Consider the following 16,707-nt stretch of genomic DNA (forward strand, 5'->3'; position numbering starts at 1 on the left):
AATACCTTTAATCTTTAATTTTCTTATATATCTTCTCTTCATTGTTTACTACAATGAATTTATTGGCTATATCACACCAAATGAGAGATTCCTTAGAGCCAATGGCCAGATATCCATACTTGAACAGACTTTCATGGAATTTTCTAAGCACATCGTTCTGTAAGGTCTGATTGAAATATATCATTACATTCCTGCACAGGATGAGATCAAACTTATTGAAGACTTCGCCGTTTACAAGGTCATGCTTGCGGAAAGATACATTTTCTACTAAGCTCTTATCCATAATAGCTTTTCCACCCACTTCACTATAGTAGTCTCTTAGAGAGCTATTACCCTGATATCTTATGTAGTTCTTTTCATTGAGCTCCATATTTTTCAAGTTATACTCTCCTGATTTAGCTCTTTCTAAAATGGTAGTGTCAAGATCGGTAGCTATGATAGATACTTTATCCAGAATGCCCATTTCTCTTAGCATAATAGTCATGGAGAATACCTCTTCACCAGATGAACAGCCTGCATGCCATATTCTGATTTTTTGATGGTTCAACATAATAGCGGGTAAAATGTCATCGCGGAGCACTCTCCAGAAAGGAGGATCCCTGAACATTTCCGTTACGTTGACGGTAATCTCATTAAGAAAGTCATCTAAGAACTCAGACTCATTTAGCTTCTTTATCAGCATATCTACCGTGGTATTCTGAAGCTCCAGGATTCTCAAGATTCTTCTTTTGAACGAGGACATAGCGTAGTTAGTGAAATCATAATTGTACTTAGTTTTCACTAACTCCGTAATCTTCTTTTAAATCTGCAATATCAATTTCCTTCATTATCTGTTTTGCCAACTATTCTTTTTACAGAAAGAATATACCAAAAAATAAAATACGGCCCTATAAATTAATGATTTAGAACCTGTTAAATCCAAATGAGGTGAATATAATTTTTGCTAATATCAGCATATATATTCACAAGTTTAGTTGTATGGTTGGGCTTAAAAGTTAAGCTTTTCGTTAGGATCTGATCCCTTTCTATGTTGGTTAATACACTTTGGTCTACTAAGGTATCTATTCCTTTGTCAATTAATTCGAATTTTTTTAAATCCAAACTTTTTAGCGCATTTTCGTTTACATACGATATTTTTTCTTCACTATTTATAATTATAATGCTTGAGATAGCATCAAAGGCTTTTAAAGACGTTTCAGACAGGTTGAGCTTTGAGTCTAGCTGCTCCTGAGTGATTTTTAATTCTTCAATATGCAGGTTGAGAGCTTCTTCTATACCTGTAGTGTCCGGAGCTTTTTGTGAGGCTGAAGTTTCTATCTCATCTCTAACTTGAGTAATGTCTTTTGACGTACCAAATGTACCCATGCAATTACCTTCTTTATCATAGAACGGTAGCTTGGTGGTAAGTACCCATTGGTCTGTACCATTGGTCATTACTTCATGAATCATTTCGTTAGTATAACCCGTGCCTTTATTCATGATGTCCTGCTCTTCATCATAGAATTTTTGAGCGGCTTCTCTTTGCTGGAAGTCAAAGTCAGATTTACCTATCATCTCATCAAGTGGATAAGGGAATAGTTTTTCCATAGACTTACTGATTCTGATAAATCTACTTTCAGTGTCTTTAAAGTAAATGTAATCAGGCAAGTTGTTAAGGAGAGCATCCAGCAAGGCTTTTTCTTTAAGAAGATCGTCCTGCATTTGATTATTCTCATTCATTTGTCTGGTGAGCTGCTCTTGGGTAGCTTGTAGCTCTTCCATATTTTGCCTCATCTCTTCCTCTTGAGATCTCATTTGCTCAGTAAGTGCCTGAGATTCTTCTAGCAGGGTTTTAGTGTGCTGATTGTTTTTGACCGTTGATATAGTTGATGCAATACTTTCTCCTAATTTTTCGACAAAATCAATTTCATATTGTTCGAATTCCTGGAATGAAGCCAGTTCAATTACACCATATATCTCCTCATTAATCTTTAACGGAACCAGTAAGATAGCTCTAGGGTTAGCGCCTCCTAAACCTGATGTTATATTAATATAATCATGAGGAATTTCTATTAAATAAATGGTTTCTCTTTCCTGATAGGTTTGGCCTACAAGCCCTTCACCGATGCGGTAAGATTTAGTGTCATATTTCTTAGTGTCGAAGGCAAACAGTGAAACCAGTTCTAATATTACATTAGAGGGGTTGTCATCGTTAATAATATAAAGACCTCCTTGGTTTGAATTAGTATACTTAACCAAGTTAGAAATGATGATGTCACCTAATTTAGATACACTGTCATCAGTTGTTCTTAGTATGTCTACAAATTTGGCTAATCCTTCTGAAGTCCATTTTCTTTCTTTATCGGCTACCTCTACCTTTTTCATTTGCTCACGCATGGTTAGAAGTGCTTTTTCAAGACTTTCTTCGTTTAGCTGGGCTTGATCAATGTCCTCAAATTCACTGTCTAGTTTACCTTCTTCTATGTTTTTAACAAAGCTGGTAGCAGTCTTGAGATTGCTCGTAATTTTGTTAATGTCAGAGGCTATTAGACCCACTTCAGTTTTGCTGGCGGCCAGCTCGGTTTTAATCAGTTCTCCTGAGCTAACTTTTTCAGTAGCCTGACGGAGTTTATTAAGCGGTTCTAATACTTGTTTACGCACATATAAGTATATGAAAATAATAGCAGCGGTGAAGAGTAAAAGGAATACAAATAGTACAAATGTCAGGTCTGAATGATCTTCCTTTTTTGCTTCATTTTCTTTGTAAATAATAGTATCTGCAAGGCTAATAATCTTATTGCTGGCTTTTTGAATGTAATTATTAGATTTTAGCAATTGAGGGTTAGAGATACTTAATATTTTCTTTGAAGTTTCTGTAGTATAGGTGTTTAAAGAGTCGTTTAACGGAATTTGCTTAATCTCTTCTACTACTGTATCTCTTGAAAGAGGTTCAAATAAAAGGTTTTCTATATGAGGTTGAATAAAAGACCACTTTTTATGTAGCTCATGGTTTAACAGTGTTAATCCCATAAGATCATAATCTAGTGAGTCATTCACAAATACGTCCTCAGTTAATATTGCCTCATCTTCTTCAGGAGTTTTATCTAATTCAGAGATGATGTTTTTGATACCGTTATAGGTTGATTCAATTTTTGGTTTTACCAAAAGATCCCCATTTACGTAGGTCTTACTCTCACGTTTAAGCTGAGTAGTCAAGGTCTGTAGCTTTCTTAATGAGTTGATATGATCAGTATCTTCTAAAAGATTTTTTTGATAATGATCAACTAAAAAGAAATTTATGACTGCCAATAAAAAAAATGCACTGCAGAGAATAATTATCTGCTTGCTTATTGATAGATTTTTAAAGTCAAAATTCATGTAAAAAAATACTTAAGTAGTCTTCTAATATACTATTCCGTTTAATTAAAGGAAATAAAAAACTTTTACAATGAATGTTTGTTAAAGCAAAAAGGTAAAAGCACTTCTGAGGAATTTGTTACAACCCATTGGTTTTCAGATGATTGTAGTATGACTTTTATTGGAGATTCTTGCTTCACTTCAGTTTCTAATAATACTTGTCTACACCCACCACAGGGAGTGATAGGAAGAAATTGATCCTCATCCCATCTTTTGGCGGTAACTGCTATCTGTTTAATAGTGCGATTGGAATAATTTGCGCTAGCGTAGAAAAGTACTACTCTTTCTGCGCAAAGTCCGGCCGGAAAGCAGGAGTTTTCTTGGTTAGATCCGGTAAGAATTTCTCCATTATCAAGTAAAATGGCAGCCCCTACTTTGAATTTAGAGTAAGGTGAATATGATGTGTCACAGGCTTCTTGTGCACTTTTTATTAAGTTTTTATACTGGTCGTCCAGGTCAACATAACTGTATGCGGAATAACCTTTGTTTTCAATAATTTCTTCTTCCATATTTCCGATAGTTAAATTGCAATATACTATGTCATTCGAACTAGAAAAATTTAATAGTAAGAATTCTTATAGCATATATAAAAGTCTTATTTTGGTATACCTCTAAAATAAAGCTATTTATGAATATAATTTTGGTATTAGGAGCGGGAAGGTCATCATCTTCTCTAATTAATTATCTTTTAGAAAATTCTAAAAATGAGCAATGGCAAGTGCGCGTAGGAGATTATGCGCTAGAATTAGCTCAAGAAAAATGTAAAAATTCAGAAAATGCGTTTCCATTTTCTTTTGATATAGGTAATGAAGAAGAGTTAGATAAGGAAGTGAAGAAGGCAGGTATAGTAGTGTCTATGCTTCCGGCTAAATACCATACTGTGGTGGCAAAAAGTTGTTTGAGGTGGAGAAAAAATATGGTTACTGCTTCTTATGTTTCAAAGGAAATGAAGGCACTTGACGCAGAAGCTAAAGAAAAGGGGATTATCATTTTAAATGAGTGTGGTTTGGATCCGGGCATTGATCATATGTCTGCTATGAAGGTGATAGATGAGATCAGAGATAATGGTGGAGAGCTAATAGGCTTTGAATCGTTTACAGGAGGGCTGCTGGCGCCAGGAACTGATGAGAAAAACCCCTGGGAATATAAGTTTACCTGGAATCCGAGGAATGTGATTTTAGCAGGGCAAGGAGTGGTGAAGTTTATTCAGGAAGGTACTTATAAGTATATTCCCTATCAGAAGGTTTTTAGAAGAACAGAGCAGGTGCATATTCCGGGCTATGGTTATTTTGAGGGCTATGCTAACAGAGACTCTCTAAATTATTTGGATGTGTATGGTTTGCAAGGGATTAAAACCATTTACAGAGGCACTTTTCGGAGACCAGGATTTTGCAGAACCTGGAATGTATTTGTACAACTAGGTGCCACAGATGATAGCTATGAGATGGAAGGAGTTGGAGAAATGACTCACCGATCGTTTATTAACTCATTTTTGTCTTATAATCCTCATGATTCGGTAGAGCTAAAATTGGCTTATTACTTAAATCTGGACATTGATGGTCCTGAAATGCATCGCTTACGTTGGGCTGGTATTTTTGATCACACTCCCGTGGGGCTGGCGCAAGGTACTCCTGCTCAGATTTTGGAGCATATTCTTAAAAAGAAATGGACTTTAAAAAAGGATGATAAGGATATGATAGTGATGTGGCATAAGTTTCAGTACTTATTAAGTGGTGAAGAAAAAGAGATTCATAGTACTTTAATAGCCATAGGAGATGATGATGTGCAAACGGCAATGGCCAAAACGGTAGGCTTGCCATTGGCTATAGCTACTAAACTAATCTTGCAAGGGAAGGTAAAGGCTACCGGTGTGCATATTCCTATTAAGAAGGAAATTTATGATCCTATTCTAAAGGAGCTAGCCACTTTCGGTTTTGAAATGTCAGAGAAGGAGGTTAGTAATTCTCAATCTGTTTGAGCACTTTGTTGCCTCGGTTTTTAAAGCCAGCTGAGCCTGTAGGTAGTTGATCTTCAATTAGTATTTGAAGTTCTCTTTTAAGGTCAGGCTCCTTTTTGCAAATATTGGCTAATACGGTCATAGAAAAAGCTTTTACAGCAATGGGTTCTTGTTTTGACTCGAGAAATTTAAAGCAAATATCAGCAGCTTCTCCTAGTAGCTTGTTCGGGATGTCAATGTCTTGTAATAGTCTGACAGTATTTCGTTTAACGGCTGTATTAACGTCTTTTTTTAAATTCAAAATCACTTTTTTTAAGTGTGGTGTGATTAGCTGTGGGTGGTTAGAAGTACAAAGACTTACTACAGCAGATGCTCTTTGAGTTACTCTATAGTCATTACCTAAAAATAAGGAAATGAGTTCTTCGAATTTATCGGGATCATCGGCAATGTAATCAGCGATTTTGACAGTGTTACTTTTTGAGTTTTCTTTTAGTATTTGCTGTTTTAGTATCATCTTTAGGAGGCTATAAACAATTAATTAAAGTTAATGGATTTATTAATACTAATAATAGCAGCAGTCTTATTATTGGCAGGAGTAGTAGGCTCATTTTTGCCTGTTCTGCCCGGGCCACCACTAGCATTTATAGGTCTTTTAATCATGCAGCTGACAGAGAAATATAGCTTCTCTTCTCAGTTTATATGGGTTTGGCTTTTAATAACGGTAGTAATTACAGTGCTAGATTATTTGATTCCTATATATGGCACTAAAAAGTTTGGCGGCACCAAATACGGATCCTGGGGTTCTGTGGTGGGCTTAATAGCAGGTATTTTCCTACTGCCGGTAATTGGTGTAATTATAGGGCCTATGCTTGGGGCTTTTATTGGAGAATTAATAGCAGGACAAACTTCTAAAGCTTCTATGAGAGCAGCTTGGGGATCTTTTTTGGGATTTTTGGCGGGTACTTTTATGAAGGTAATTATCTGTTTAGTAATGATTTACGCGTACATTGATAAAATTATTTAATTTTTTTTCGATGTAAGGCGCAAGTTTTTCTGAGTGATGTCATCTAAAGAGTAAATGTTAAACTTAAATCTTACGAAGATGAAAAACTCAAAATTTAAAATCGCGATAGTAGCTTTCTTAATTCTAGGTAGCAGTGTACTGGTTTCAGCTCAGCAAGGCCCAGGCCGCGGAGATGGTTTCAATAAAGGTAAAAAGGAATGGTCTCATAAACGTGGTTTTAGAGGTCATGGGCCTGGAGACATGATCCCTAATCTTACTGATGAGCAAAAAGATAAGATGAAAGAAATGAGGCTTTCATTTTATAAAGAAACATTACCTTTAAAAAATGAGCTCAATGAGAAGAAAGCGCAGTTAAGAACATTAACTACTGTAGAGAGCCCTGATATGAAAAAAGTGAATAAGCTTATAGAGAATATGGGGGACATAGAAGTAGAACTTAAGAAAGCTCGTGTAGCTCACCACCAGGAAGTCAGAAGTCAGTTAACAGAAGAGCAAAGAATATTCTTTGACAGCCGGCCTATGGGGGTGGGTTTTAAAGGACATAGAGGTAGAAGATAAGCTATTGAATACTATCCAAAGATATGAACATACTGATGATAAGGAGGCGAACCTGGTTAGCCTCCTTAAATCTCATGATGAGGCTGCTTTTAAAGAGGTAGTAGAAACTTATCAAAATAAGGTTTATAATCTTTGTTTAGGTTTTTTAAAGAATGAGGGTGATGCAGAAGATATTGCTCAAGAGGTATTTATTGAAGTTTATAATTCGATAGCCTCTTTTCAGGAAGGATCAACCCTAAGTACCTGGATTTATAGGATAGCGGTCAATAAATCTCTGGAGGTACTTAGAAAAAATAAGCGAAAAAAAACACATGGGTTGGTTAACCTCTATTTTTGGCAATGAGGAGCAGATAGGCAGTAAACATGCCGATTTTGTGCATCCTGGTGTGGCTTTAGAAAATAAAGAGAGGTCTCAGATATTAATGGCTCATATTGATAATCTGTCTGAGAATCAGAAGGTAGCTTTTAATTTGCATAAGTTGGAAGGCTTGAGTTATCAGGAGATAAGTCAGGTAATGCAGCTCAGTGTGTCTTCTGTAGAATCATTACTTTTTAGAGCAAAAAAGAATCTTCAGAAATCTTTAGGAAATTATTACAAAAACATCTGACCAATGAAAAAGGAAGATATTAATAATGAAGTAGAAAAAACACTTCATAGTCTGGATGGAATAAAAAAGGCTGAGCTTTCTCCCTTCTTTTATACCAGAGTAAAAGCCCGTTTGCAGAATAGGACTGAAAAAGTAAGTACAATGCAATGGACGTGGGCTTTAACGGCAGTGGTAATCTTGTTGGTTTTGAATGTATTCGTATTAATTAAAGGAGAAGTGCTGAGTGATGATGATTATAGTAATGATGACATAGAATTTCTTACGCAGGAGTATAGTGTAAATACTTTTGATATTTATGAAGAAGAACAATTAGAAGAAGATGAATAAAAATAGATTATTAACCGTATTAGTAATTGTGCTAGCTGTAATGAATTTGGCGCTCATATCATTTTGGTGGTATAGTAAGCCAGAGCAAAAGCAGAATAAAAAGTGGCCAAATAGAGGGAAAAGGGTGGAGAGCTTTTTTAGCAGACAGCTGGGCTTAACGGAAGATCAAGCTCAGGCTTTTGAAACGGAGCGTAAAGAGCATTTTAAGGCTACTATGCCTATAGTTAAAGAAGTACAATCAGAGAAGAAAAAAATTGTATCTATGCTGGGGCAGGGGGCTGATTCCTTACAGATTGAAGCTGTACTTCAGTCTATTAATGATAAGAATAATGATTTGGAAAGATTAAACTTCTGGCACATCAGAAATCTGAGAGAAATATGTACTGATGAGCAGAAGCCTAAGTTTGATAAAATTATAAAGCGTATGGGCAATCATAGGCCAGGAAGAAATGCTAAAGGCAAGTCAAGGCCCGGCTCTAATTAACTATTGGTTTTCGTAACCATAGTCTATTTTAAGGTTAGGGCTTTCTGCTGCCTCTACAGCAAGCTGATCGCAACGCTCGTTTTCAGGGATGCCCGCATGACCTTTTACCCACTTAAAAGTAACTTTGAATTTTTTATATAGTGGTATAAACTGTTGCCATAAATCAGGGTTGGCCTTATTTTTAAACCCTTTCTTTTGCCAACCCCATATCCAGCCTTTTTCCACGGCATCTACCACGTATTTAGAGTCTGAGTAGATGGTTACCGGTGCTCCATCTTTTCTTATAGCCTCCAGTCCTTTGATTACAGCCAAAAGCTCCATTCTATTATTAGTGGTTTTTCTAAAGCCTTCAGAGAGCTCTTTTCGATAGTTTTCGCCATTTACTTTTGCCATCAGCACGGTACCGTAACCGCCTGGGCCCGGGTTACCACGAGAAGAGCCATCTGTGTAGATTGTAATCATTAAATAAGGATATGTTCTTTGAAAATTTTAACTGCTATGGCTAATAAAATAATGCCAAACACGCGGCGTAGGATATTAAAACCAGATTGACCTAATTTCTTTTCTAGCCAGGAGGTTGATCGTAAAACAATATAAACAAATGTTAGGTTTATCACTATTCCTATTAAAAGGTTGGGAGTTTGGTATACTGCCCTCAATGAAAGTATAGTGGTTAGTGTTCCGGCTCCCGCAATAAGGGGAAATGCTAAAGGTACTATTGATCCACTACCTCCACCATCTTCTTTAAATAATGTTATCCCTAAGATCATTTCCATGGCAATTATACTCATAACGATAGCCCCTGCTACGGCAAATGAACCAACATCTAGTCCGAACAATTGAAGTATGGACTGTCCCAGAAACAAAAAAGCAATCATTAATACGCCTGAAATAATAGTGGCTCTACCTGAATGAATAGCGCCTTCTTTCTTTCTCAGGTTGATTACGATGGGAATTGAACCTAAAATATCTATTACTGAAAATAGAATTAGTGTTACCGAAAAAATGTCTTTGAAATTAAACATGGTGCAAAATTATAAGAATAAATTCCGCACCATAATCTTCAAATATTTATTTTTTTGAAGATGTATAATCTACCGTCCCATGATGTTTAGCGTAGCTATATAGAAATTCTTATCTATTTTTATTTTAGCGTCTTCAGGAAGATCTTCAAGAGCATTCCAGCTGGTGATAGGCTCAATCCATTTAGGCCTATCATTAACATAGATTTTTACGGGCATATCAAAGTCCGGAACGGTATTGCTCCACCTGTACATAAGCTTAGAGCCGATGAGTCGGTATTCTAAAATAGGAATCTCTACCGTACGTAAATATTGATCAAAGAATGGCTGTAAGTCGCGGCCTACTTTTTTGCTTAAGAAGTCTTCTATCTGTTTCGTGGTAACGGTCTGATGATAAAAGGTTTCATTCATGCCACGGAGCGTGTTTCTCCATTTTACATCATCATTTACAATTTGCCTCAAGGTGTGTAGCATATTAGCTCCTTTGTAATACATGTCTCCTGAGCCGCTATAGTTTACATCATAGTATCCGATCATAGGCCTGTCATTCAAAATAGAAGAACGTGTGCCCAATACATAGTCGGTAGAGGCTTCTTCTCCATAAAAATAATTAAGGAAAAGGTTCTCAGAATATGCCGTAAATGATTCGTGAATCCACATATCAGCGATGTCTTTATAGGTGATGTTATTAGCAAACCACTCATGACCTGATTCATGGATGATGATGAAATCAAATTTCATTCCCCAGCCGCTTAAGCTTAAGTCTCTACCTCGGTAGCCATTATGAAAACCATTTCCATAGGTTACAGAACTTTGGTGCTCCATGCCCAGATAGGGTACTTCTACTAATTTATAACTGTCTTCATAAAAAGGGTAGGGGCCAAACCAATATTCAAAGGCTTCCAGCATTCGGGTAGCATCTTTAAATTGCTCTTTAGCTTCATCCAGGTGTTGCTCTAATACATAATAATCACAGTCTAGCTTACCTTTTTCTCCATTGAAAACTTCGCCAAAATGAACGTAGTTTCCTATGTTAACATTTACACCATAATTGTTAATAGGATTTTTGACCTGCCAATGATATGATTTGGTTTTATCCGCTTTGTTTTCATCTATTTTAATGAGTCTGCCATTAGATACTTCAAACAGATTTTCAGGAACAGTTACAATGATGTCCATGCCATTATCAGGTTCATCATACATATGATCTTTACAAGGCCACCACATGCTAGCACCTTCTCCCTGACAGGAAGTAGCAATAAATGGCACACCATTTTCATCTTGTGACCAAGTAAGGCCTCCGTCCCAAGGTGGGTTCTGGGCTACTCTTGGCTGACCTCCATAGGTGATAACAATTTCTTCGGTTTTTCCTTTTTTCTGGTTTTTATCTAGCGTAATGAAATAAGCATTTCCATCTCTTTTAAAGTTCAGCTCTTTCCCTTTTTGAGTGGCTTTGGTAATACTCATGGGTGGTTGCAGGTCTATTTGCATTACCTCTGCAGGTTCTATCACTTCATAAGTAATGGTATTGGTACCTCTTATGGAGCTGTCATTAGGAGTTACGGTAATGTCTAGTTTGTAATGTAGAAGATCCCACCAGGCACGTTCCGGAGTTACAGAACCTCTAAGTGAGTCCTGATGATTGAAACCCGGCGTTTCACCATGCTTGATTACCTGGGCTTTAGCTATAGATAAGCTCAAGGCTATGGGGATAATGTATAGTAGGTATTTCATATTGATAGTATTCATTAAAACACGAATATAGAAAAGTTTCAGGTTAGAGAAGTCCTGTTTTATTTGTTGGGTATTACCATTCTATAAACGGGAAGACAGGAAGGTTGTTAAAAGGACAAAAAAAAGAGGTTCAACTGATGAACCTCTTTGATATTTTAATTAACCAAACTCTGGTATAAGCTGGCTGCTGTTAATAACAATTCCTTTTCTTTTTTCGAACTCTTCAAGCGCATCAGAATAGTCTCCATGATTTAGAGGCTGACAAGCATCCTGTATAAGGAAGCTTCTGAAACCTTCTTCTATTGCATCTTTAGCGGTATAGAAAACACAAATATCACCAGCTAGGCCGCAGAAATAGGTTTCTGTAACCTCACGCTCTTGCAGATAACCGGTAAGACCAGTGCTTTTTCTCCTTCCATTATCAAAAAAGCCGCTGTAGCTGTCTATTTCAGGATCCATCCCTTTTCGAAAAATAGCTTCTATTTTATCCGTATTTAGCTCAGGATGAAATTCCGCTCCTTTAGAGCCTTGAACACAATGATCCGGCCATAACGTCTGATCCAGTTTGTTAAGTTTAATTTTATCAAACGGTTGGGCATCTTCATGATTAGAGGCAAAGCTTTTGTGCGATGCCGGGTGCCAATCCTGAGTAGCTATTACCAGGTCAAACTGTTTTTGTAACTTATTTATTGTTGGTATAATTTTATCTCCAGACTGTACTTCTAAAGCTCCTCCGGGTGTAAAATCATTCTGTACGTCTACTATAATTAATGCTTTCATCCTTTTTTAACTTTGTATTTCTCACGTAAATCGTTCCTCAATGCTCTTAGCTTACTGCTAATTCCTATTTTATAGTTATGTGGATATTCAAATCTCTTATACTCATCTGGGAGTAGGCTCAGCTGCTCCTGAGAATATTTGCTGATATCACTTAATGATGGAGAGCCAGTTAATATTTCTCCGTTATCAAATACCTTTTTTAATAGAGGTTTTTTAGTGATATTTCTAATGTCTAATTGCTTATGAGGTTCATACGCATGGTGCATAACGTCAATATCTGTCTCATCGTATAAACTTATAGCATCAGCTCCAAACAAGAAACCATCCTGATCATAAAGTCTCCATACTTGCTTTCTGTCAGGTAATGTAGTCTTAGATAAATTCTCTGATAGTTTTATCCTTGGCTGATCATTGCTGAGGCACAGTTTGTAGACTCCATCAAAGGCAGCGTCGGGCTGGCCTGTTACCAGGTTAGTGCCTACACCATATATGTCTATAGGAGCTTGTTGGTCCATCAAACTTTTGATTACATACTCATCTAGCTGGTTAGACGCGGCTATTTTTACATAAGGTAAGCCTGCATCATCAAGCATTTTACGAGCTTTTTTAGCCAGGTAAGCCAAGTCACCACTGTCTAAACGAATGGCTACTAGCTTTTTGCCTTTCGCTTCCATTTCTTTTCCTACCGTTATGGCATTAGGTACCCCACTTTTTAAAGTGTCATACGTGTCTACCAATAATATACAATCGTCCGGTCTGCCTTCAGCAAAATCTCTAAAAGCAGCTAGTTCATCATCATAGCTCTGAATAAATGAATGAGCCATGGTGCCCGCAATAGGAATATCGTAATCTTTGCCTGCTAATACATTACTGGTAGAGTTAAAACCTCCAATAATGGTAGCTCGGGAAGCTGAAAGGCCACCCAAAGCATGAGATCTTCTAAGCCCGAAATCACTTAAGATTTTGTCTTTAGCCACTTGCTTTACTCTGGCCGCCTTTGTAGCTATTAATGATTGGAAGTTGATAATGTTTAAAAGAACAGTTTCTATCAGCTGAGCTTCCAGCATAGTAGCCTCTACCCTTAAAATAGGTCGGGTAGGGAAAATGAGGTCTCCCTCCGGAGCACTATAAATACAGCCTCTGAATTTAAAATCCTTTAAAGAGTCTACATAGTCTTTATTAAAGCCCTGGCTTTTTAAATACTCAAGGTCATCAGCAGAAAAGCTCAAATTCTGTAATATCTCCAGTACATCCTGAAGGCCGGCATATATGGCATATCCTCCTTTAAATGGTATTTTTCTGAAGAAATAGTCGAATACAACTCTATCGTTTGCTGCACCTTTTAAAAAGTAGACTTGCCCCATAGTGATTTGATATAAATCAGTGTAGGTGGCCGTTAGGTTGGTTAGTATCATAACACTGCGAATATAGTAAATGACCTACTAATAGGTCGGTTAATATTACAATATTAGGAAATACCGTGGTAGGATGTGGCATTGCCCTTATTAAACCTTTATTGTATATTTGTATATACTAAAATGTAAAAAATATTAATAATCCAAATAGCATGATTGAGGAAAAATTAAAGTATAAGGTAAAAGATATTTCCCTAGCAGCATGGGGAAGAAAAGAAATAGAACTTGCCGAAGCTGAAATGCCTGGTTTAATGGCGTTAAGAGAAGAATATGGTAAAGAAAAGCCTTTGAAAGGTGCTCGTATCGCCGGTTGTTTACACATGACTATTCAGACTGCTGTTTTGATAGAAACATTAGTAGAATTAGGAGCTGAAGTGACTTGGTCTTCTTGTAATATATTCTCTACTCAAGATCATGCTGCTGCTGCTATAGCTGCTGCCGGTATTCCGGTGTATGCCTGGAAGGGAATGAATGAAGAGGAGTTTGATTGGTGTATAGAGCAAACTTTAGTTTTCCCTGATGGACAGCCACTTAATATGATCCTTGATGATGGTGGTGATCTTACCAATATGGTATTTGACAGATACCCTCAATATGTAGATGGAATAAAAGGACTTTCTGAAGAAACCACTACAGGAGTTCATAGATTAATAGAAAGAGAAAGAAAAGGAACCTTGGTGCTTCCTGCTATTAACGTAAATGACTCAGTAACTAAGTCAAAATTCGATAATAAGTACGGATGTAAGGAATCCTTAGTAGATGCTATAAGAAGAGCTACTGACGTGATGATGGCTGGTAAAGTAGCCGTAGTTGGTGGTTATGGAGATGTTGGTAAAGGGTCTGCTGCTTCGCTTAGAGGTGCTGGTGCCAGAGTGATTGTTACCGAGATAGATCCTATCTGTGCGCTGCAAGCTGCTATGGATGGTTTCGAGGTGAAGAAAATGGATGATGCCGTGAAAGAAGCTGATATTGTAGTAACAGCTACTGGCAACAAAGACATAGTGAAAGGTCGTCATTTCGAATTAATGAAAGATAAAACTATCGTTTGTAACATAGGCCACTTTGATAATGAGATTGATGTAGCATGGTTACAAAAAAATGCTGAAAAAGACGAGATCAAGCCTCAGGTTGATAAATATAAATTAGCTAGTGGAAATGATATCATATTATTGGCAGAAGGTAGACTTGTAAACCTTGGATGTGCTACTGGTCACCCTTCATTCGTAATGTCTAACTCATTTACTAACCAAACTCTTGCTCAGATAGAGCTTTGGACTAACACAGATAACTATGAGAACAAGGTATATACCTTGCCTAAACATCTGGATGAAAAAGTAGCTAGACTTCACTTATTGAAAATTGGAGTGGAATTAGATACACTTTCTGAAGATCAGGCTGAGTACATAGGAGTTACCGTAGAGGGGCCTTATAAGTCTGATGCATATAGATATTAATATCCTTAATTGATATAAAAAACAAAGCCTCTTAGAGTGATCTGAGAGGCTTTTTCTTTTAAATTACATTTAACTTTTCTGATGATAAAAAGTGTTTTGGTTCAGAAATTAAGTTAGAACGTCTGTGACTACTTTTATCTGAAGCAGCGAGACTTATTGCTATTATTTAGAATCTTAGTGAGATAATTCCGTTAAATTAGGAATCTCCAGATTTACTGTGGTGCCTTCATTTTCAGTAGATGAGATATTGATGTTGCCTCTCAGCTTTTCAATTGTTTCCCTTACAATATATAGCCCCAGACCAGATCCGGCATGTTCGTCTGTAGCTCTGTAAAACATATCAAATATCTTTTTCATATGCTTTTTGGCTATACCTTTACCATTATCATTAACGCTGATTTTAGCGGTAGCATCATCAATTAAGATTTCTATTTTTATGATGGGGTCTATGCTTCTACAGTACCGTATTGAGTTAGAAATCAGATTATTGAAAATGACTTTTAATCTTTTTTTGTCTGAAATGAAACTGTCTTTCTGAGATATGTTTATCTCTTTTACAATGCTTTTATCAATAGCACTATATTTAAGCTGATCAAAAATTTCTGTAATAAGTGTATCAAAATTAATTTCATCACGTCCTACATCGAGCCTGGAGTTTCTGGAGAGATCAAGAATTTCCTGAATGAAAAGATCCTGTCTTTGGGCGCTGTCAGCAATCATTTCCAGGTATTTTTTCATCATGGCGGCATCGTCATCTTTTTGAGCAAGATTTACTATTCCTAGTACAGAGGCAATAGGAGCACGCAGGTCATGAGACACACTGTAAACGAAATTGTCTAATTCTATATTAGCTTTGCGAAGTTTGCTGTTAGAAATTTTAATTTTCTCTTCGCTCTTTTTTCTCATCCTTATTTCTTCATGTAGCTCCTCAGTTCTTTCTTGCACTTTATGTTCAAGCCTTTCGTTAAAAGCTTTTATCTCTTCCTGTGCATGAGCTCTTTCTCGCACGGTGGCGTATAATATAAGTGTAGAGATGCTCACTACACCTGTAAATATTTGCAGCATACTTCTGGAGTTATTTTCAGTGTCTAGAGAAAATGGGCCCATGTTGTTAATAGTATAAAATATGGCAATGAAAGAAACTATGAGTATGCCGCTCATGGTGGTTTGTAAGTTAAACCGGAAAGCCAGCCATAATAGAAAGGGCATAATAAGAAACGGAAGAGATTGCTCTATGGTGTCAGAGAAGTTACTATACTTTAGCGTGAGTACTATGGCACCCAAGGTGCCAAGGAAAATTAAAAACTCAATGGCTCTGGCCCAGGCGATCTGAAGTTTAAATTTACCTGTCCAGCTGATGATGAAGGGGGTGATAATGAGCACGCTGATTACATTGCTAAGCCAGCCACTGGAAAAGTGGGTAATGAGCTGGTTTACCTCTAATAGCTGGTTGGCCCACATGCCTAATGTGCCTATACCTGAGCCAATGATACACATAACCATAGCTACAAACAGGAAAATGAATACGTGAGCCGTCTTGAAAAAGGGATTTCTTTCTTTTATAACCTTGCTTATCAGGTAGTAGCCAAACAAAGCCTCGCAAGTATTACCTATAGAAATAAGCACGAGAGACATTACTACTGATAATGAAAATGGAGTGCCTTGAAATAAGAAAACCATGGCTTGAGCTATTAGAGAGCCAATGGTAATAGCAGGCCAGGTTTTATGTTTGAAGATTATTAATAAGGCTAAAGCCAAGCCGGCGGGCGGCCACAAGGCTATGATCTTACTTTCTGTGAAAGATAATAGTAGGCCTAGCTGGGCGGAAAGAAAGTAAAGAACTGAAACAGCCACAATTTTTACGTCATCGCTGTTCTTAATTCGGACTAATAGTTTTAGTGCTGTAGAGTTCATGTCAGTTACTTTTGCCAACCAGACACATTTTAGA

Annotated in this window: 17 protein-coding genes and 1 pseudogene; 8 read left to right on the forward strand and 10 right to left on the reverse strand. The window is 37.0% G+C overall.

Annotation, left to right across the window (positions count from 1 at the left end; translation table 11 throughout):
• Positions 1 to 7 precede the first annotated feature (7 nt).
• The 3 genes and pseudogenes from LVD15_RS13170 to cdd all read right to left on the reverse strand — a co-directional run bounded on the left by LVD15_RS13170 (position 8) and on the right by cdd (position 3,905).
• Positions 8 to 827 (reverse strand): annotated as a pseudogene (locus LVD15_RS13170) (CheR family methyltransferase).
• A gap of 85 nt (positions 828 to 912) precedes the next feature.
• Positions 913 to 3,288, reverse strand: coding sequence for a PAS domain-containing protein (locus tag LVD15_RS13175; RefSeq protein ID WP_233780785.1), 2,376 nt, complete (start codon positions 3,286 to 3,288; stop codon positions 913 to 915).
• Positions 3,289 to 3,422: 134 nt separating this feature from the next.
• On the reverse strand, positions 3,423 to 3,905 hold the full coding sequence (cdd, locus tag LVD15_RS13180) for a cytidine deaminase (protein ID WP_233780786.1): 483 nt from the start codon (positions 3,903 to 3,905) through the stop codon (positions 3,423 to 3,425).
• Between the two features lie 119 nt (positions 3,906 to 4,024).
• Here cdd and LVD15_RS13185 point away from each other — a divergent pair, with 119 nt between their 5' ends.
• Positions 4,025 to 5,374: a saccharopine dehydrogenase family protein gene (locus tag LVD15_RS13185; protein WP_233780787.1), complete on the forward strand. Its 1,350-nt coding sequence runs from the start codon at positions 4,025 to 4,027 to the stop codon at positions 5,372 to 5,374.
• On the opposite strand, the gene LVD15_RS13190 is transcribed toward LVD15_RS13185, so the two are convergent.
• Entirely contained in the window at positions 5,352 to 5,867 is a 516-nt protein-coding gene (locus LVD15_RS13190; RefSeq protein ID WP_233780788.1) for a HEAT-like fold family protein, read from the reverse strand. The genes LVD15_RS13185 and LVD15_RS13190 overlap by 23 nt on opposite strands.
• Positions 5,868 to 5,900: 33 nt before the next feature.
• Between LVD15_RS13190 and LVD15_RS13195 the strand changes: the two genes are divergently transcribed.
• The 6 genes from LVD15_RS13195 (at position 5,901) to LVD15_RS13215 (ending at position 8,354) form a co-directional block, all read left to right on the forward strand.
• A complete protein-coding gene (locus LVD15_RS13195; RefSeq protein WP_233780789.1) occupies positions 5,901 to 6,377 on the forward strand; it encodes a DUF456 domain-containing protein in 477 nt (158 codons plus the stop codon).
• A gap of 78 nt (positions 6,378 to 6,455) precedes the next feature.
• Entirely contained in the window at positions 6,456 to 6,935 is a 480-nt protein-coding gene (locus LVD15_RS13200; RefSeq protein WP_233780790.1) for a Spy/CpxP family protein refolding chaperone, read from the forward strand.
• A 4-nt stretch (positions 6,936 to 6,939) separates the two neighbouring features.
• Positions 6,940 to 7,278 (forward strand): RNA polymerase sigma factor, encoded by a 339-nt coding sequence (locus LVD15_RS26865; protein WP_255763398.1) that lies wholly within the window; start codon positions 6,940 to 6,942, stop codon positions 7,276 to 7,278.
• A complete protein-coding gene (locus LVD15_RS26870) occupies positions 7,247 to 7,543 on the forward strand; it encodes an RNA polymerase sigma factor (RefSeq protein ID WP_255763399.1) in 297 nt (98 codons plus the stop codon). The genes LVD15_RS26865 and LVD15_RS26870 overlap by 32 nt, the downstream gene beginning before the upstream one ends.
• A 3-nt stretch (positions 7,544 to 7,546) precedes the next feature.
• On the forward strand, positions 7,547 to 7,870 hold the full coding sequence (locus LVD15_RS13210) for a hypothetical protein (RefSeq protein ID WP_233780791.1): 324 nt from the start codon (positions 7,547 to 7,549) through the stop codon (positions 7,868 to 7,870).
• Positions 7,863 to 8,354 (forward strand): Spy/CpxP family protein refolding chaperone, encoded by a 492-nt coding sequence (locus tag LVD15_RS13215; protein WP_233780792.1) that lies wholly within the window; start codon positions 7,863 to 7,865, stop codon positions 8,352 to 8,354. The genes LVD15_RS13210 and LVD15_RS13215 overlap by 8 nt, the downstream gene beginning before the upstream one ends.
• Here LVD15_RS13215 and rnhA read toward each other — a convergent pair whose 3' ends face one another.
• The 5 genes from rnhA to LVD15_RS13240 form a co-directional block, all read right to left on the reverse strand.
• Positions 8,355 to 8,816 (reverse strand): ribonuclease HI, encoded by a 462-nt coding sequence (rnhA, locus tag LVD15_RS13220; protein ID WP_233780793.1) that lies wholly within the window; start codon positions 8,814 to 8,816, stop codon positions 8,355 to 8,357.
• A complete protein-coding gene (locus tag LVD15_RS13225) occupies positions 8,816 to 9,379 on the reverse strand; it encodes a MarC family protein (RefSeq protein ID WP_233780794.1) in 564 nt (187 codons plus the stop codon). The genes rnhA and LVD15_RS13225 overlap by 1 nt, the downstream gene beginning before the upstream one ends.
• Before the next feature lie 69 nt (positions 9,380 to 9,448).
• Positions 9,449 to 11,110: a M1 family metallopeptidase gene (locus LVD15_RS13230; RefSeq protein ID WP_233780795.1), complete on the reverse strand. Its 1,662-nt coding sequence runs from the start codon at positions 11,108 to 11,110 to the stop codon at positions 9,449 to 9,451.
• Between the two features lie 159 nt (positions 11,111 to 11,269).
• Complete coding sequence (pncA, locus tag LVD15_RS13235; protein ID WP_233780796.1) at positions 11,270 to 11,890, reverse strand: bifunctional nicotinamidase/pyrazinamidase; 621 nt, start codon at positions 11,888 to 11,890, stop codon at positions 11,270 to 11,272.
• The gene (locus LVD15_RS13240) at positions 11,887 to 13,305 is read right to left on the reverse strand and encodes a nicotinate phosphoribosyltransferase (protein WP_233780797.1); all 1,419 of its coding nucleotides are present in this window, start codon (positions 13,303 to 13,305) and stop codon (positions 11,887 to 11,889) included. The genes pncA and LVD15_RS13240 overlap by 4 nt, the downstream gene beginning before the upstream one ends.
• A 152-nt stretch (positions 13,306 to 13,457) precedes the next feature.
• Between LVD15_RS13240 and ahcY the strand changes: the two genes are divergently transcribed.
• Complete coding sequence (ahcY, locus tag LVD15_RS13245) at positions 13,458 to 14,759, forward strand: adenosylhomocysteinase (protein ID WP_233780798.1); 1,302 nt, start codon at positions 13,458 to 13,460, stop codon at positions 14,757 to 14,759.
• Between the two features lie 174 nt (positions 14,760 to 14,933).
• On the opposite strand, the gene LVD15_RS13250 is transcribed toward ahcY, so the two are convergent.
• The gene (locus tag LVD15_RS13250; RefSeq protein WP_233780799.1) at positions 14,934 to 16,691 is read right to left on the reverse strand and encodes a sensor histidine kinase; all 1,758 of its coding nucleotides are present in this window, start codon (positions 16,689 to 16,691) and stop codon (positions 14,934 to 14,936) included.
• Between the last annotated feature and the right edge of the window lie 16 nt (positions 16,692 to 16,707).

The sequence above is a fragment of the Fulvivirga maritima genome, assembly GCF_021389955.1.
In the GTDB taxonomy this organism is placed as follows: Bacteria; Bacteroidota; Bacteroidia; order Cytophagales; family Cyclobacteriaceae; genus Fulvivirga; species Fulvivirga maritima.

Coding starts and splice junctions, on each gene's coding strand:
- cdd (WP_233780786.1), bottom strand. CDS start 3,905: ATGGAAGAAGAAATTATTGAAAACAAAGGTTATTCCGCATACAGTTAT.
- LVD15_RS13185 (WP_233780787.1), top strand. CDS start 4,025: ATGAATATAATTTTGGTATTAGGAGCGGGAAGGTCATCATCTTCTCTA.
- LVD15_RS13190 (WP_233780788.1), bottom strand. CDS start 5,867: ATGATACTAAAACAGCAAATACTAAAAGAAAACTCAAAAAGTAACACT.
- LVD15_RS13195 (WP_233780789.1), top strand. CDS start 5,901: ATGGATTTATTAATACTAATAATAGCAGCAGTCTTATTATTGGCAGGA.
- LVD15_RS13200 (WP_233780790.1), top strand. CDS start 6,456: ATGAAAAACTCAAAATTTAAAATCGCGATAGTAGCTTTCTTAATTCTA.
- LVD15_RS26870 (WP_255763399.1), top strand. CDS start 7,247: ATGGGTTGGTTAACCTCTATTTTTGGCAATGAGGAGCAGATAGGCAGT.
- LVD15_RS13210 (WP_233780791.1), top strand. CDS start 7,547: ATGAAAAAGGAAGATATTAATAATGAAGTAGAAAAAACACTTCATAGT.
- LVD15_RS13215 (WP_233780792.1), top strand. CDS start 7,863: ATGAATAAAAATAGATTATTAACCGTATTAGTAATTGTGCTAGCTGTA.
- rnhA (WP_233780793.1), bottom strand. CDS start 8,816: ATGATTACAATCTACACAGATGGCTCTTCTCGTGGTAACCCGGGCCCA.
- LVD15_RS13225 (WP_233780794.1), bottom strand. CDS start 9,379: ATGTTTAATTTCAAAGACATTTTTTCGGTAACACTAATTCTATTTTCA.
- LVD15_RS13230 (WP_233780795.1), bottom strand. CDS start 11,110: ATGAAATACCTACTATACATTATCCCCATAGCCTTGAGCTTATCTATA.
- pncA (WP_233780796.1), bottom strand. CDS start 11,890: ATGAAAGCATTAATTATAGTAGACGTACAGAATGATTTTACACCCGGA.
- LVD15_RS13240 (WP_233780797.1), bottom strand. CDS start 13,305: ATGATACTAACCAACCTAACGGCCACCTACACTGATTTATATCAAATC.
- ahcY (WP_233780798.1), top strand. CDS start 13,458: ATGATTGAGGAAAAATTAAAGTATAAGGTAAAAGATATTTCCCTAGCA.